This window comes from Blastococcus sp. CT_GayMR20 (assembly GCF_004570345.1).
Map to the genome: position 1 here is coordinate 1 of NZ_SPQM01000121.1, position 14,571 is coordinate 14,571.

Genomic DNA, 14,571 nt, shown 5'->3' on the forward strand with positions numbered 1-14,571 from the left:
GCCCACGACGTCGGCGGCCCGGGTCGGGATCTGGGTGATCTGCACGGTGGCAGAGCTGCTGGGCACCGTGGAGCAGCCCGAGACGGCGAGCAGGAGGGCGGTCAGCGCGGCCCACCAGGCGCCGGGGCGCCGGCTCACACCGGTGTCCCGGGACGGCGGACGACAGCGGGGCGCAGCGGCAGCGGAGAGCTGGTGAGATCGCCCCCCGCGGTGAGCGGCAGCGTGAGGCGGAATTGGGCGCCGGCCCCCGGCTGTCCCCAGACCTGCAACCAGCCGCCGTGCAGCCGCGCGTCCTCGAGGCTGATGGAGAGGCCGAGGCCGCTGCCGCCGACGGTGCGCACGCGCGAGGGGTCGGCCCGCCAGAACCGGTCGAAGACGTGCTGCGCCTCGGCAGAGGAGAGGCCGACACCCAGGTCGCGGACGGTCACCGCGGCCGCTGTCCGGTTGGCCGCCAGCGTGATCTCCACGGGACGGCCGGCGCCGTGCTCGATTGCGTTGCCGACCAGGTTCCGCAGGATCCGCTCGACCCGCCGCGCGTCCACCTCGGCGATGACGTCCTCGTCGGATGCGTTGACGACGAGTTCGGTCTCGTGCCGCTCGGCGAGGCCGTACATGCCGGCCACGACCCTGGCGACGAGGGCGCCCAGTTCGGTGGGCTCGGAGTCCAGGACGGCGGCCCCGGCGTCGTACCGGCTGATCTCGAGCAGATCCGTGAGCAGGCCCTCGAACCGGTCCAGCTCGGCGCGCAGCAGCTCGGCGGACCGGGCGACGTGCGGCGGGAAGTCGCCCCGTGCCTCGTGCAGCACGTCGGCCGCCATCTGGACGGTGGTCAGCGGGGTGCGCAGCTCGTGGGACACGTCGGAGGTGAAGCGCTGCTGCAGCTGGGACAGCCCCTCCAGCTGGGTGATCTGCCGCTGGAGGCTGTCGGCCATCGCGTTGAAGCTGGTCGCCAGGCGGGCGAGGTCGTCCTCGCCGCGGACGGCCATGCGTTCCTCGAGCTGACCCTCGGCCAGCCGCTGGGCGGTGCCCGCGGCCCGCCGCACGGGATCGACCACCAGCCGGGTGACCAGGACACCGATGCCGACGACGAACAGGGTGAGCGCGATCCCGCTGATCACGACGGTGCTGCGGATCAGGGACAGGCTCTCGTCCTCCTGCACCAGAGGGAATGCGTAGTAGAGCTCGATGCGCTGGCTGCCTCCGGCGTCGCTGGGGACGGCCGCCCCGACCAGGAGGGTCGGCCGGAGCTCTCCGTTGTCGTCGGGGATCAGGTCGTACTTCCAGGACCGCCCGCCGGCCTCGACGTCCGCGCGCAGGTCCGGAGGCAGGGCGTCCAGGACCGCGCGATGGCTGGTCGCGTTGCGTTCGATGTCGCCGGACCTGTGCACCATGACGACGTCGAAGTCGCCGGCCGCGCCGCCGCGGGCGAGGAGCTGGCGGACCGTGCTGTCCAGCGTCGAGCGCACGGTCGAGGCGTCACCGGTGGCGATGCCCGCCACCTGGGTCTGCGCGTAGACCACCCCGTTCTGGGCCTGGTCGATGGCCGCCTCGCGCTTGACGCGCAGCAGCTGGTCACGGATCTGGCTGAACAGCACGAGGCTGACGATGATCACCACGGTGCCGGCGACGACCATGGTGATGGCGCCGATGCGCACCTGCAGGGACGACCGCCAGGTCTGCAGGGCGCGGGCGGCCGCCCGCCCGATGTGGACCCGCGCCCGCCGTCGGGCACGCACCAGCCTCCGCCGCAGGCCGCGGCGGACCCCGGTCAGCTCGGCGGACGCACGGCCTGGCTCACCGGGGGCCGGGGACGGCGTCGTCCCGGTACCCGTCTCCGGGGAACGGGTGACGGTCACAGCCCCATTGTCATGGCGGGCCGGCCTTGTACCCCACGCCACGCACAGTCAGCACGACCTCGGGCTTCTCCGGGTCGCGCTCGATCTTCGCCCGCAGCCGCTGCACGTGGACGTTCACCAGCCGGGTGTCGGCCGCGTGCCGGTAGCCCCACACCTGCTCGAGCAGGAGCTCGCGGGTGAACACCTGGCGCGGCTTGCGGGCCAGCGCGACCAGCAGGTCGAACTCCAGCGGGGTGAGCGCGATCGGGACGCCGTCCCGGGTGACCTGATGGGCCGGGACGTCGATCTGCACGTCCCCGATCGCGAGGTTCTCGGCCTGCCCGGTCTCGCCGCGGCGCAGCTGGGCGCGCACCCGCGCGACGAGCTCCACCGGCTTGAACGGCTTGGTCACGTAGTCGTCGGCGCCGGCCTCGAGGCCCTGGACGATGTCGATCGTGTCGCCCTTGGCGGTCAGCATGACGATCGGCACGGTCGACTGCGTGCGGATGTCCTGGCAGATCTGCAGGCCGTTGCGGCCGGGCAGCATCAGGTCCAGGAGGACGAGGTCGGGACGCGTCTGCTGGAAGACGCCGACCGCCCGGTTGCCGTCGGAGACGAAGGCTGGTTCGTACCCTTCGCGCCGCAGCACGATGCCGAGCATCTCGGCGAGGGCGGCATCGTCGTCGACGACCAGGACACGGCCGCGACTGGGACCGTTCTGCGGAGCGGTAGGTGGCACGGGGCCCATTCTGCGCTGGTGAGGGGCAAAGGGCGCCCACCCGCCCGGGTGAGATCCCGGAGCGGGTGGGCGGCGAGGGGACTTTCAGCGCGAAAGTCCGCTCAGTAGCGGTAGTGGTCGCTCTTGTAGGGCCCCTCGACCGGCACGCCGATGTAGTCGGCCTGCACCTTGGTCAGCTCGGTGAGCTTCACGCCGAGGGCGTCGAGGTGCAGCCGGGCGACGTGCTCGTCGAGCTTCTTCGGCAGCACCGTGACGCCGGGGACCTGGCCCTCGTAGGCGGCGCGGTTGGTCCACAGCTCGATCTGCGCGAGCACCTGGTTGGAGAACGACGCGCTCATCACGAAGCTCGGGTGCCCGGTGGCGTTGCCCAGGTTCAGCAGCCGGCCCTCGGACAGCAGGATGATCGTGTGGCCGTCGGCGAACCGCCACTCGTCGACCTGCGGCTTGATCGTCGTCCGCACGACACCGGGGGTCCGCGCCAGGCCGGCCACGTCGATCTCGTTGTCGAAGTGCCCGATGTTGCCGACGATCGCCTGGTGCTTGGTCCGGCCGAGCTGCTCGGCGGAGATGATGTCCTTGTTGCCGGTCGCGGTGATGATGATGTCGGCCTTGCCGATGACCTCGTCGAGCGTGGTCACCTCGTAGCCGTGCATCGCCGCCTGCAGGGCGTTGATGGGGTCGATCTCGGTGACGATGACGCGGGCGCCCTGGCCGCGCAGCGACTCCGCGCAGCCCTTGCCGACGTCGCCGTAGCCGCAGACGACGGCGACCTTGCCGCCGATCATCACGTCGGTGGCGCGGTTGATGCCGTCGATCAGCGAGTGCCGGCAGCCGTAGAGGTTGTCGAACTTGCTCTTGGTGACGGAGTCGTTGACGTTGATGGCGGGGAACAGCAGCCGCTCCTCGCGGGCGAGCTCGTAGAGCCGCATGACGCCGGTCGTCGTCTCCTCGGTGACGCCCTTGATGCCCTGGCCGATCCGGGTCCAGTAGCCGGGGTCCTCGGCGAGGGTGCCGCGCAGGACGTCGAGGATGACGCCGTACTCCTCGGAGTCGGCGTCGGTGGTGTCGGGGACGACGCCGTCGGTCTCGAAGCGGGTGCCCAGGTGGACGAGCAGGGTGGCGTCGCCGCCGTCGTCCAGGAGCATGTTCGGGCCGACGACCTCGCCGGCCTCGTCGCGGAACTCGAACAGGCGCTGGGTGCACCACCAGTACTCGGGCAGCGACTCGCCCTTCCAGGCGAACACGGGGACCCCGGCGGGCTGCTCGGGCGTGCCGTCGCCGACGACGATCGCGGCGGCGGCGTGGTCCTGGGTGGAGAAGATGTTGCAGCTGACCCAGCGCACGTCGGCGCCGAGCGCGGTCAGCGTCTCGATGAGGACGGCGGTCTGCACGGTCATGTGCAGCGAGCCGGCGATGCGAGCGCCGGCCAGCGGCTGCGCGTCGCCGTACTCGGTGCGCAGCGCCATCAGACCGGGCATCTCGTGCTCCGCGAGCTGGATCTCCTTGCGGCCGAAGGCGGCCAGGGAGAGGTCGGCGACCTTGTGGTCGGCCTCGCCGGTGGGCGTGGTCAGGGTGGTGCCGGTGCTGGCGGTCATGTCGCTCCAGGGTGCGGCCCGGCCACGAACGGCTCGGGCTGGTTGCGGTAAGGGAGAGCGAGCATGCCGAGGCTTCGGCGGGGCTCGTGCCGCCGCCCACGATACCCGGGAACTGATGATGATCAGGTGACCTGATCATCAGTGGTCCTGGCTCACGATCGACGGTGAGCCAGGACCCCCGCAGGTGAGCCAGGAGCCGGCTCAGGCGGCCTCGGCGTCTGCTCCAGGCTCGCGACGACGGACGACGGTGTAGCGACGGGGACCCGTGTAGGGCGTCGCGAGCAGCCGTGCGATGCCCGCGGCGACACCCGGCCAGCTGCCACCCAGGTCCGCCTTCGCAATACGCACGAAGCGGACGTCCAGCCCGCGCACCCGGTCCTCGCGGCGCTTCTCCTCCCACAGCACCTCGCCGGGCGTGCGACAGTCCCGCGGATCGAGGTACTTCACGCGTCCGTCGAACTCCAGCGCCAGTGCGGCGTCCTCGTACCAGGCATCGACCCGGGCGACGAATCCGTGTGCGTTGTGCAGCTCCACCTGCAGCTCCGGGGTCGGCAGACCAGCTGCGAGCAGGGCCAGCCGACCTTCCGTCTCGAGCGGTGACTCGGCGCGCCCGTCACTCAGCCCCAGGGCGCGGGCCGCGGCGGAGGCCCCGGTCCGGTGCCTGGCGGAGTGCACCGCGTCCTGGAGTTCCGCCCGACGGACGAGCCCGTCGTTCAGCGCCGCGTCCATGGCGACGACGGCTTGCAGCTGAGACCACTCCCGGGCGCAGTCGACGAGGGTCCGGGCGACGGTCGTCGTCCTGTAGGTGAGCCATGGGACGACGTCGTCCGGCGGGAGCGCAGCTCGGGCCACGCGGTAACCACGACCCCGTCGCCACTGGTCGACCGAGGTCACCCGTACGTCCCGGGTCTCGACTCGCGGAACGAGGAGACGGTGCAGTCGCGCCGCGGAGCTGTGACTGAGGACCGGGCCCGGTTGAAGGCTGAGGAGCACGGCGACGCAATCCATGAGGTGCCGCTCCCGGTCGTCGGCGGCCTCCAGACGATCCCGGGACACGTAGACGCCCTTGCGCAGCCGAAGCCACCGGCCACTGCGGAGGGCCGACTTGATGTCATCGAGGGCGTAACCGGCCGTCAGGGATTCCTGGCTGGTGAACACACCGAACCGGAGTGCGGCGACGGACTGGAGGATCGGATGCACGCGAAGCAGTCTCGGCCCCGGTACCCACCCCGGGGACCGACCACCGGCATCTGTGGACAGCGTCGTCCTGGCTCAGCGTGTGGGGTCCTGGCTCACCATCGACGGTGAGCTAGGACCCCCGATGATCAGGTGACCTGATCATCATCGCGCTCAGGCCAGGTTCGTGGTGGCGCGGTAGAGGACGGCCGGGCCGCGGGCGTTCACCGGGGCACCGGCCGGCACGAACGCCGAAGCGCCCTGCTCGAGGATGACCTCCGTGTCGGCCGAGCTCAGCACCGCCGTGCCCTCGGTGCACAGCAGCACCTGGGGGCCGCGGGTGGTGAGCGTGCCGGACTGCTCGTCGAGCTGGCAGCGGGTGAGGTCGAAGTCCTCGATCGGCACCGGGTAGCGCAGCCCGCCCGGGCCGAGCACCGGGTGCAGGACCGGCACCTGTCCGTCGGTGAAGTCCAGCACCTCGATGAGGGCCGCCAGGTCGACGTGCTTGCCGGTGAGGCCCCCGCGCAGGACGTTGTCCGAGCTGGCCATCACCTCGACACCGGCACCGGAGAGGTAGGCGTGCAGGTTGCCGGCGGGAAGGAAGACGGCCTCACCCGGAGCCAGCTTCAGGTGGTTGCACATCAGCGAGATCACCACGCCCGGGTCGCCGGGATAGGTCTCGGCCAGCGACGCGGCCCACCGGTAGGTGTTGATGAACTCCGGGTCGTGGGCGGCCACGAAGCGACTCGCGGCCTCGGCGACGGCGCTCACGAGGACACCACGCGTCTCCGGCGACAGCGCGATCAGCTGGGGAATGGCCGCGCGCAGCCCACCGCGAGCGAGCGCCGCGATCGTGGGCTTGAGCTCGGGCACCTGCAGTTTGGCGAGGCAGTGCAGCGAGGCCTCGACGGGGCGGAAGCCGCAGAGGGCCTCGACGGGGGTCAGCGCGAGCAGCAGCTCCGGCTTGTGGAACGGGTCCTTGAACGTCCGTGTCGGATCGTCCCGCGGCACGCCGGCGGCCTCCTCGGCGGCGAAGCCTGCCTGGGCCTGCTCGTTCGTGGGATGCGCCTGCAGTGACAGCGGCTGGTCGGCGGCGAGCACCTTGAGGAGAAAGGGCAGCCGGGTGCCGAACCGCTCGCGGACCTCGGTGCCGAGCAGGCCGTCGGGTTGCTCCTCGATCGCCTTGTCCAGGGGAGTGCCGTTGGCGAGGATGCTGGGGGCGTCGGGGTGCGCACCCATCCACAACTCTGCGTACGGCTTGTCCGCGGGGCTCGGCTCACCGAGGAGCTCGGGGATCACGGTGCGCGATCCCCACGGGTAATGACGCACGGTGTTCTGCAGCTGCCACATCGCGAGGAAGACTAGTCCTTCACACGCCCCGCACCCTGGGTTTCGAGACGCCCGGCGCCCCGTGCACCCCACCCGCCCCTCGACAGCGGACGCGTCACACCGCGGCGCGCACGTCCGGTGCGCCGAGGCGGGCGGCGTCGGCGGTGTGGTCGTCGGGCATCCGCTGGGACTCGCGCTCGGCGGCCACCCGCGCGGCGTAGTGCTCGACCTCCCGGCCGGCGCGCTCGTCGTCCCAGCCGAGCACCGCGGCCATGAGCGCGGCCACCTCCGGGGCGGACTCGACACCGCGGTGGTCGGTCTCGATCGAGACGCGCGTCCGCCGGGTCAGGACGTCGTCCAGGTGCAGGGCCCCCTCGGCGGTCACCGCGTGCACGACCTCGGCGGCCAGGTAGCCGGGCGCACCGGTGAGCGGCCGGGCCAGCGCGGGATCGGCCCGCGCGAGGTCCAGGACGTCGCCGATCCGGTCGCCGTGCCGGCGCAGCAGCCGGGCGACGGTCTCCTCGGGCAGTCCGGCGGCGGCGGCGAGCTCGGCGGCCCGCTCCCGGACGTCCTCCCAGCGGTGCGCGCCGACCAAGGGCAGCAGCGCCGTGCGGGACGGCGGCACGCCGGGAAGTCCCTCCACCGCGGCGTCGACGGCGTCCTCCGCCATCACGCGGTAGGTCGTGTACTTGCCGCCGGCCACGAGGACGAGACCCGGCTGCTGCGCCGGCACGGCGACCGGATCGGCGACGTCCTGGACCTCGCGCGGGCCGATCCCGCGCTGGCCCGGCCGCTCACCGGTGCGCCCGGCTACCTGGCCGCCGAGGTCGTGCACGCGGTGACCGCCGAGGGGGCCCTGCACCTGGACGACGTCCTGACCCGGCGGACGCGCGTCTCGATCGAGACCGACCACCGCGGTGTCGAGTCCGCCCCGGAGGTGGCCGCGCTCATGGCCGCGGTGCTCGGCTGGGACGACGAGCGCGCCGGCCGGGAGGTCGAGCACTACGCCGCGCGGGTGGCCGCCGAGCGCGAGTCCCAGCGGATGCCCGACGACCACACCGCCGACGCCGCCCGCCTCGGCGCACCGGACGTGCGCGCCGCGGTGTGACGCGTCCGCTGTCGAGGGGCGGGTGGGGTGCACGGGGCGCCGGGCGTCTCGAAACCCAGGGTGCGGGGCGTGTGAAGGACTAGTCTTCCTCGCGATGTGGCAGCTGCAGAACACCGTGCGTCATTACCCGTGGGGATCGCGCACCGTGATCCCCGAGCTCCTCGGTGAGCCGAGCCCCGCGGACAAGCCGTACGCAGAGTTGTGGATGGGTGCGCACCCCGACGCCCCCAGCATCCTCGCCAACGGCACTCCCCTGGACAAGGCGATCGAGGAGCAACCCGACGGCCTGCTCGGCACCGAGGTCCGCGAGCGGTTCGGCACCCGGCTGCCCTTTCTCCTCAAGGTGCTCGCCGCCGACCAGCCGCTGTCACTGCAGGCGCATCCCACGAACGAGCAGGCCCAGGCAGGCTTCGCCGCCGAGGAGGCCGCCGGCGTGCCGCGGGACGATCCGACACGGACGTTCAAGGACCCGTTCCACAAGCCGGAGCTGCTGCTCGCGCTGACCCCCGTCGAGGCCCTCTGCGGCTTCCGCCCCGTCGAGGCCTCGCTGCACTGCCTCGCCAAACTGCAGGTGCCCGAGCTCAAGCCCACGATCGCGGCGCTCGCTCGCGGTGGGCTGCGCGCGGCCATTCCCCAGCTGATCGCGCTGTCGCCGGAGACGCGTGGTGTCCTCGTGAGCGCCGTCGCCGAGGCCGCGAGTCGCTTCGTGGCCGCCCACGACCCGGAGTTCATCAACACCTACCGGTGGGCCGCGTCGCTGGCCGAGACCTATCCCGGCGACCCGGGCGTGGTGATCTCGCTGATGTGCAACCACCTGAAGCTGGCTCCGGGTGAGGCCGTCTTCCTTCCCGCCGGCAACCTGCACGCCTACCTCTCCGGTGCCGGTGTCGAGGTGATGGCCAGCTCGGACAACGTCCTGCGCGGGGGCCTCACCGGCAAGCACGTCGACCTGGCGGCCCTCATCGAGGTGCTGGACTTCACCGACGGACAGGTGCCGGTCCTGCACCCGGTGCTCGGCCCGGGCGGGCTGCGCTACCCGGTGCCGATCGAGGACTTCGACCTCACCCGCTGCCAGCTCGACGAGCAGTCCGGCACGCTCACCACCCGCGGCCCCCAGGTGCTGCTGTGCACCGAGGGCACGGCGGTGCTGAGCTCGGCCGACACGGAGGTCATCCTCGAGCAGGGCGCTTCGGCGTTCGTGCCGGCCGGTGCCCCGGTGAACGCCCGCGGCCCGGCCGTCCTCTACCGCGCCACCACGAACCTGGCCTGAGCGCGATGATGATCAGGTCACCTGATCATCGGGGGTCCTAGCTCACCGTCGATGGTGAGCCAGGACCCCACACGCTGAGCCAGGACGACGCTGTCCACAGATGCCGGTGGTCGGTCCCCGGGGTGGGTACCGGGGCCGAGACTGCTTCGCGTGCATCCGATCCTCCAGTCCGTCGCCGCACTCCGGTTCGGTGTGTTCACCAGCCAGGAATCCCTGACGGCCGGTTACGCCCTCGATGACATCAAGTCGGCCCTCCGCAGTGGCCGGTGGCTTCGGCTGCGCAAGGGCGTCTACGTGTCCCGGGATCGTCTGGAGGCCGCCGACGACCGGGAGCGGCACCTCATGGATTGCGTCGCCGTGCTCCTCAGCCTTCAACCGGGCCCGGTCCTCAGTCACAGCTCCGCGGCGCGACTGCACCGTCTCCTCGTTCCGCGAGTCGAGACCCGGGACGTACGGGTGACCTCGGTCGACCAGTGGCGACGGGGTCGTGGTTACCGCGTGGCCCGAGCTGCGCTCCCGCCGGACGACGTCGTCCCATGGCTCACCTACAGGACGACGACCGTCGCCCGGACCCTCGTCGACTGCGCCCGGGAGTGGTCTCAGCTGCAAGCCGTCGTCGCCATGGACGCGGCGCTGAACGACGGGCTCGTCCGTCGGGCGGAACTCCAGGACGCGGTGCACTCCGCCAGGCACCGGACCGGGGCCTCCGCCGCGGCCCGCGCCCTGGGGCTGAGTGACGGGCGCGCCGAGTCACCGCTCGAGACGGAAGGTCGGCTGGCCCTGCTCGCAGCTGGTCTGCCGACCCCGGAGCTGCAGGTGGAGCTGCACAACGCACACGGATTCGTCGCCCGGGTCGATGCCTGGTACGAGGACGCCGCACTGGCGCTGGAGTTCGACGGACGCGTGAAGTACCTCGATCCGCGGGACTGTCGCACGCCCGGCGAGGTGCTGTGGGAGGAGAAGCGCCGCGAGGACCGGGTGCGCGGGCTGGACGTCCGCTTCGTGCGTATTGCGAAGGCGGACCTGGGTGGCAGCTGGCCGGGTGTCGCCGCGGGCATCGCACGGCTGCTCGCGACGCCCTACACGGGTCCCCGTCGCTACACCGTCGTCCGTCGTCGCGAGCCTGGAGCAGACGCCGAGGCCGCCTGAGCCGGCTCCTGGCTCACCTGCGGGGGTCCTGGCTCACCGTCGATCGTGAGCCAGGACCACTGATGATCAGGTCACCTGATCATCATCAGTTCCCGGGTATCGTGGGCGGCGGCACGAGCCCCGCCGAAGCCTCGGCATGCTCGCTCTCCCTTACCGCAACCAGCCCGAGCCGTTCGTGGCCGGGCCGCACCCTGGAGCGACATGACCGCCAGCACCGGCACCACCCTGACCACGCCCACCGGCGAGGCCGACCACAAGGTCGCCGACCTCTCCCTGGCCGCCTTCGGCCGCAAGGAGATCCAGCTCGCGGAGCACGAGATGCCCGGTCTGATGGCGCTGCGCACCGAGTACGGCGACGCGCAGCCGCTGGCCGGCGCTCGCATCGCCGGCTCGCTGCACATGACCGTGCAGACCGCCGTCCTCATCGAGACGCTGACCGCGCTCGGCGCCGACGTGCGCTGGGTCAGCTGCAACATCTTCTCCACCCAGGACCACGCCGCCGCCGCGATCGTCGTCGGCGACGGCACGCCCGAGCAGCCCGCCGGGGTCCCCGTGTTCGCCTGGAAGGGCGAGTCGCTGCCCGAGTACTGGTGGTGCACCCAGCGCCTGTTCGAGTTCCGCGACGAGGCCGGCGAGGTCGTCGGCCCGAACATGCTCCTGGACGACGGCGGCGACGCCACCCTGCTCGTCCACCTGGGCACCCGCTTCGAGACCGACGGCGTCGTCCCCGACACCACCGACGCCGACTCCGAGGAGTACGGCGTCATCCTCGACGTCCTGCGCGGCACCCTCGCCGAGGACCCCGGCTACTGGACCCGGATCGGCCAGGGCATCAAGGGCGTCACCGAGGAGACGACGACCGGCGTCATGCGGCTCTACGAGCTCGCCCGCGAGGAGCGGCTGCTGTTCCCCGCCATCAACGTCAACGACTCCGTCACCAAGAGCAAGTTCGACAACCTCTACGGCTGCCGGCACTCGCTGATCGACGGCATCAACCGCGCCACCGACGTGATGATCGGCGGCAAGGTCGCCGTCGTCTGCGGCTACGGCGACGTCGGCAAGGGCTGCGCGGAGTCGCTGCGCGGCCAGGGCGCCCGCGTCATCGTCACCGAGATCGACCCCATCAACGCCCTGCAGGCGGCGATGCACGGCTACGAGGTGACCACGCTCGACGAGGTCATCGGCAAGGCCGACATCATCATCACCGCGACCGGCAACAAGGACATCATCTCCGCCGAGCAGCTCGGCCGGACCAAGCACCAGGCGATCGTCGGCAACATCGGGCACTTCGACAACGAGATCGACGTGGCCGGCCTGGCGCGGACCCCCGGTGTCGTGCGGACGACGATCAAGCCGCAGGTCGACGAGTGGCGGTTCGCCGACGGCCACACGATCATCCTGCTGTCCGAGGGCCGGCTGCTGAACCTGGGCAACGCCACCGGGCACCCGAGCTTCGTGATGAGCGCGTCGTTCTCCAACCAGGTGCTCGCGCAGATCGAGCTGTGGACCAACCGCGCCGCCTACGAGGGCCAGGTCCCCGGCGTCACGGTGCTGCCGAAGAAGCTCGACGAGCACGTCGCCCGGCTGCACCTCGACGCCCTCGGCGTGAAGCTCACCGAGCTGACCAAGGTGCAGGCCGACTACATCGGCGTGCCGGTCGAGGGGCCCTACAAGAGCGACCACTACCGCTACTGAGCGGACTTTCGCGCTGAAAGTCCCCTCGCCGCCCACCCGCTCCGGGATCTCACCCGGGCGGGTGGGCGCCCTTTGCCCCTCACCAGCGCAGAATGGGCCCCGTGCCACCTACCGCTCCGCAGAACGGTCCCAGTCGCGGCCGTGTCCTGGTCGTCGACGACGATGCCGCCCTCGCCGAGATGCTCGGCATCGTGCTGCGGCGCGAAGGGTACGAACCAGCCTTCGTCTCCGACGGCAACCGGGCGGTCGGCGTCTTCCAGCAGACGCGTCCCGACCTCGTCCTCCTGGACCTGATGCTGCCCGGCCGCAACGGCCTGCAGATCTGCCAGGACATCCGCACGCAGTCGACCGTGCCGATCGTCATGCTGACCGCCAAGGGCGACACGATCGACATCGTCCAGGGCCTCGAGGCCGGCGCCGACGACTACGTGACCAAGCCGTTCAAGCCGGTGGAGCTCGTCGCGCGGGTGCGCGCCCAGCTGCGCCGCGGCGAGACCGGGCAGGCCGAGAACCTCGCGATCGGGGACGTGCAGATCGACGTCCCGGCCCATCAGGTCACCCGGGACGGCGTCCCGATCGCGCTCACCCCGCTGGAGTTCGACCTGCTGGTCGCGCTGGCCCGCAAGCCGCGCCAGGTGTTCACCCGCGAGCTCCTGCTCGAGCAGGTGTGGGGCTACCGGCACGCGGCCGACACCCGGCTGGTGAACGTCCACGTGCAGCGGCTGCGGGCGAAGATCGAGCGCGACCCGGAGAAGCCCGAGGTCGTGCTGACTGTGCGTGGCGTGGGGTACAAGGCCGGCCCGCCATGACAATGGGGCTGTGACCGTCACCCGTTCCCCGGAGACGGGTACCGGGACGACGCCGTCCCCGGCCCCCGGTGAGCCAGGCCGTGCGTCCGCCGAGCTGACCGGGGTCCGCCGCGGCCTGCGGCGGAGGCTGGTGCGTGCCCGACGGCGGGCGCGGGTCCACATCGGGCGGGCGGCCGCCCGCGCCCTGCAGACCTGGCGGTCGTCCCTGCAGGTGCGCATCGGCGCCATCACCATGGTCGTCGCCGGCACCGTGGTGATCATCGTCAGCCTCGTGCTGTTCAGCCAGATCCGTGACCAGCTGCTGCGCGTCAAGCGCGAGGCGGCCATCGACCAGGCCCAGAACGGGGTGGTCTACGCGCAGACCCAGGTGGCGGGCATCGCCACCGGTGACGCCTCGACCGTGCGCTCGACGCTGGACAGCACGGTCCGCCAGCTCCTCGCCCGCGGCGGCGCGGCCGGCGACTTCGACGTCGTCATGGTGCACAGGTCCGGCGACATCGAACGCAACGCGACCAGCCATCGCGCGGTCCTGGACGCCCTGCCTCCGGACCTGCGCGCGGACGTCGAGGCCGGCGGGCGGTCCTGGAAGTACGACCTGATCCCCGACGACAACGGAGAGCTCCGGCCGACCCTCCTGGTCGGGGCGGCCGTCCCCAGCGACGCCGGAGGCAGCCAGCGCATCGAGCTCTACTACGCATTCCCTCTGGTGCAGGAGGACGAGAGCCTGTCCCTGATCCGCAGCACCGTCGTGATCAGCGGGATCGCGCTCACCCTGTTCGTCGTCGGCATCGGTGTCCTGGTCACCCGGCTGGTGGTCGATCCCGTGCGGCGGGCCGCGGGCACCGCCCAGCGGCTGGCCGAGGGTCAGCTCGAGGAACGCATGGCCGTCCGCGGCGAGGACGACCTCGCCCGCCTGGCGACCAGCTTCAACGCGATGGCCGACAGCCTCCAGCGGCAGATCACCCAGCTGGAGGGGCTGTCCCAGCTGCAGCAGCGCTTCACCTCCGACGTGTCCCACGAGCTGCGCACCCCGCTGACCACCGTCCAGATGGCGGCCGACGTGCTGCACGAGGCACGGGGCGACTTCCCGCCGCACGTCGCCCGGTCCGCCGAGCTGCTGCGCGCCGAGCTGGACCGGTTCGAGGGCCTGCTCACGGATCTGCTCGAGATCAGCCGGTACGACGCCGGGGCCGCCGTCCTGGACTCCGAGCCCACCGAACTGGGCGCCCTCGTCGCCAGGGTCGTGGCCGGCATGTACGGCCTCGCCGAGCGGCACGAGACCGAACTCGTCGTCAACGCATCCGACGAGGACGTCATCGCCGAGGTGGACGCGCGGCGGGTCGAGCGGATCCTGCGGAACCTGGTCGGCAACGCAATCGAGCACGGCGCCGGCCGTCCCGTGGAGATCACGCTGGCGGCCAACCGGACAGCGGCCGCGGTGACCGTCCGCGACCTGGGTGTCGGCCTCTCCTCTGCCGAGGCGCAGCACGTCTTCGACCGGTTCTGGCGGGCCGACCCCTCGCGCGTGCGCACCGTCGGCGGCAGCGGCCTCGGCCTCTCCATCAGCCTCGAGGACGCGCGGCTGCACGGCGGCTGGTTGCAGGTCTGGGGACAGCCGGGGGCCGGCGCCCAATTCCGCCTCACGCTGCCGCTCACCGCGGGGGGCGATCTCACCAGCTCTCCGCTGCCGCTGCGCCCCGCTGTCGTCCGCCGTCCCGGGACACCGGTGTGAGCCGGCGCCCCGGCGCCTGGTGGGCCGCGCTGACCGCCCTCCTGCTCGCCGTCTCGGGCTGCTCCACGGTGCCCAGCAGCTCTGCCACCGTGCAGATCACCCAGATCCCGACCCGGGCCGCCGACGTCGTGGGC

The 14,571-nt window shown here is 71.9% G+C and carries 12 protein-coding genes; 6 read left to right on the plus strand and 6 right to left on the minus strand.

Annotated elements, in window-relative coordinates:
* Positions 1–134: 134 nt before the first annotated feature.
* The 6 genes from mtrB (E4P40_RS21190) to E4P40_RS21215 all read right to left on the minus strand — a co-directional run bounded on the left by mtrB (E4P40_RS21190) (position 135) and on the right by E4P40_RS21215 (position 7,536).
* Positions 135–1,856: an MtrAB system histidine kinase MtrB gene (mtrB, locus tag E4P40_RS21190; protein ID WP_135160443.1), complete on the minus strand. Its 1,722-nt coding sequence runs from the start codon at positions 1,854–1,856 to the stop codon at positions 135–137.
* A gap of 10 nt (positions 1,857–1,866) precedes the next feature.
* Entirely contained in the window at positions 1,867–2,583 is a 717-nt protein-coding gene (gene mtrA, locus E4P40_RS21195; RefSeq protein WP_135160444.1) for an MtrAB system response regulator MtrA, read from the minus strand.
* Between the two features lie 92 nt (positions 2,584–2,675).
* Positions 2,676–4,169, minus strand: a complete 1,494-nt coding sequence (gene ahcY / locus E4P40_RS21200; RefSeq protein WP_135160445.1) for an adenosylhomocysteinase — start codon at positions 4,167–4,169, stop codon at positions 2,676–2,678.
* Positions 4,170–4,370: 201 nt separating this feature from the next.
* Positions 4,371–5,369, minus strand: coding sequence for a type IV toxin-antitoxin system AbiEi family antitoxin domain-containing protein (locus tag E4P40_RS21205; RefSeq protein ID WP_245160482.1), 999 nt, complete (start codon positions 5,367–5,369; stop codon positions 4,371–4,373).
* A 150-nt stretch (positions 5,370–5,519) separates the two neighbouring features.
* Positions 5,520–6,695 (minus strand): mannose-6-phosphate isomerase, class I, encoded by a 1,176-nt coding sequence (manA, locus tag E4P40_RS21210; protein ID WP_135160446.1) that lies wholly within the window; start codon positions 6,693–6,695, stop codon positions 5,520–5,522.
* A gap of 94 nt (positions 6,696–6,789) precedes the next feature.
* Positions 6,790–7,536: a glycerol-3-phosphate dehydrogenase C-terminal domain-containing protein gene (locus E4P40_RS21215; protein WP_245160483.1), complete on the minus strand. Its 747-nt coding sequence runs from the start codon at positions 7,534–7,536 to the stop codon at positions 6,790–6,792.
* Here E4P40_RS21215 and E4P40_RS21220 point away from each other — a divergent pair.
* The 6 genes from E4P40_RS21220 (at position 7,429) to mtrB (E4P40_RS21245) (ending at position 14,437) form a co-directional block, all read left to right on the plus strand.
* Positions 7,429–7,782: a glycerol-3-phosphate dehydrogenase C-terminal domain-containing protein gene (locus E4P40_RS21220; protein ID WP_245160484.1), complete on the plus strand. Its 354-nt coding sequence runs from the start codon at positions 7,429–7,431 to the stop codon at positions 7,780–7,782. The genes E4P40_RS21215 and E4P40_RS21220 overlap by 108 nt on opposite strands.
* 94 nt (positions 7,783–7,876) lie before the next feature.
* The gene (gene manA / locus E4P40_RS21225; protein WP_135160446.1) at positions 7,877–9,052 is read left to right on the plus strand and encodes a mannose-6-phosphate isomerase, class I; all 1,176 of its coding nucleotides are present in this window, start codon (positions 7,877–7,879) and stop codon (positions 9,050–9,052) included.
* Between the two features lie 150 nt (positions 9,053–9,202).
* The gene (locus E4P40_RS21230; RefSeq protein WP_245160482.1) at positions 9,203–10,201 is read left to right on the plus strand and encodes a type IV toxin-antitoxin system AbiEi family antitoxin domain-containing protein; all 999 of its coding nucleotides are present in this window, start codon (positions 9,203–9,205) and stop codon (positions 10,199–10,201) included.
* A 201-nt stretch (positions 10,202–10,402) separates the two neighbouring features.
* Positions 10,403–11,896, plus strand: coding sequence for an adenosylhomocysteinase (ahcY, locus tag E4P40_RS21235; RefSeq protein WP_135160445.1), 1,494 nt, complete (start codon positions 10,403–10,405; stop codon positions 11,894–11,896).
* A gap of 92 nt (positions 11,897–11,988) precedes the next feature.
* Positions 11,989–12,705: an MtrAB system response regulator MtrA gene (mtrA, locus tag E4P40_RS21240; RefSeq protein ID WP_135160444.1), complete on the plus strand. Its 717-nt coding sequence runs from the start codon at positions 11,989–11,991 to the stop codon at positions 12,703–12,705.
* Between the two features lie 10 nt (positions 12,706–12,715).
* Positions 12,716–14,437 carry an MtrAB system histidine kinase MtrB gene (mtrB, locus tag E4P40_RS21245; RefSeq protein WP_135160443.1) on the plus strand — a complete coding sequence of 574 codons (1,722 nt, stop codon included), beginning with the start codon at positions 12,716–12,718 and terminating at the stop codon, positions 14,435–14,437.
* The last annotated feature ends 134 nt before the right edge of the window (positions 14,438–14,571 follow it).

Excerpts from the sequence above, each read along its gene's own strand:
- manA (WP_135160446.1), top strand. The coding sequence starts at position 7,877 with ATGTGGCAGCTGCAGAACACCGTGCGTCATTACCCGTGGGGATCGCGC.
- mtrA (WP_135160444.1), bottom strand. The coding sequence starts at position 2,583 with ATGGGCCCCGTGCCACCTACCGCTCCGCAGAACGGTCCCAGTCGCGGC.
- manA (WP_135160446.1), bottom strand. The coding sequence starts at position 6,695 with ATGTGGCAGCTGCAGAACACCGTGCGTCATTACCCGTGGGGATCGCGC.
- ahcY (WP_135160445.1), top strand. The coding sequence starts at position 10,403 with ATGACCGCCAGCACCGGCACCACCCTGACCACGCCCACCGGCGAGGCC.
- ahcY (WP_135160445.1), bottom strand. The coding sequence starts at position 4,169 with ATGACCGCCAGCACCGGCACCACCCTGACCACGCCCACCGGCGAGGCC.
- mtrA (WP_135160444.1), top strand. The coding sequence starts at position 11,989 with ATGGGCCCCGTGCCACCTACCGCTCCGCAGAACGGTCCCAGTCGCGGC.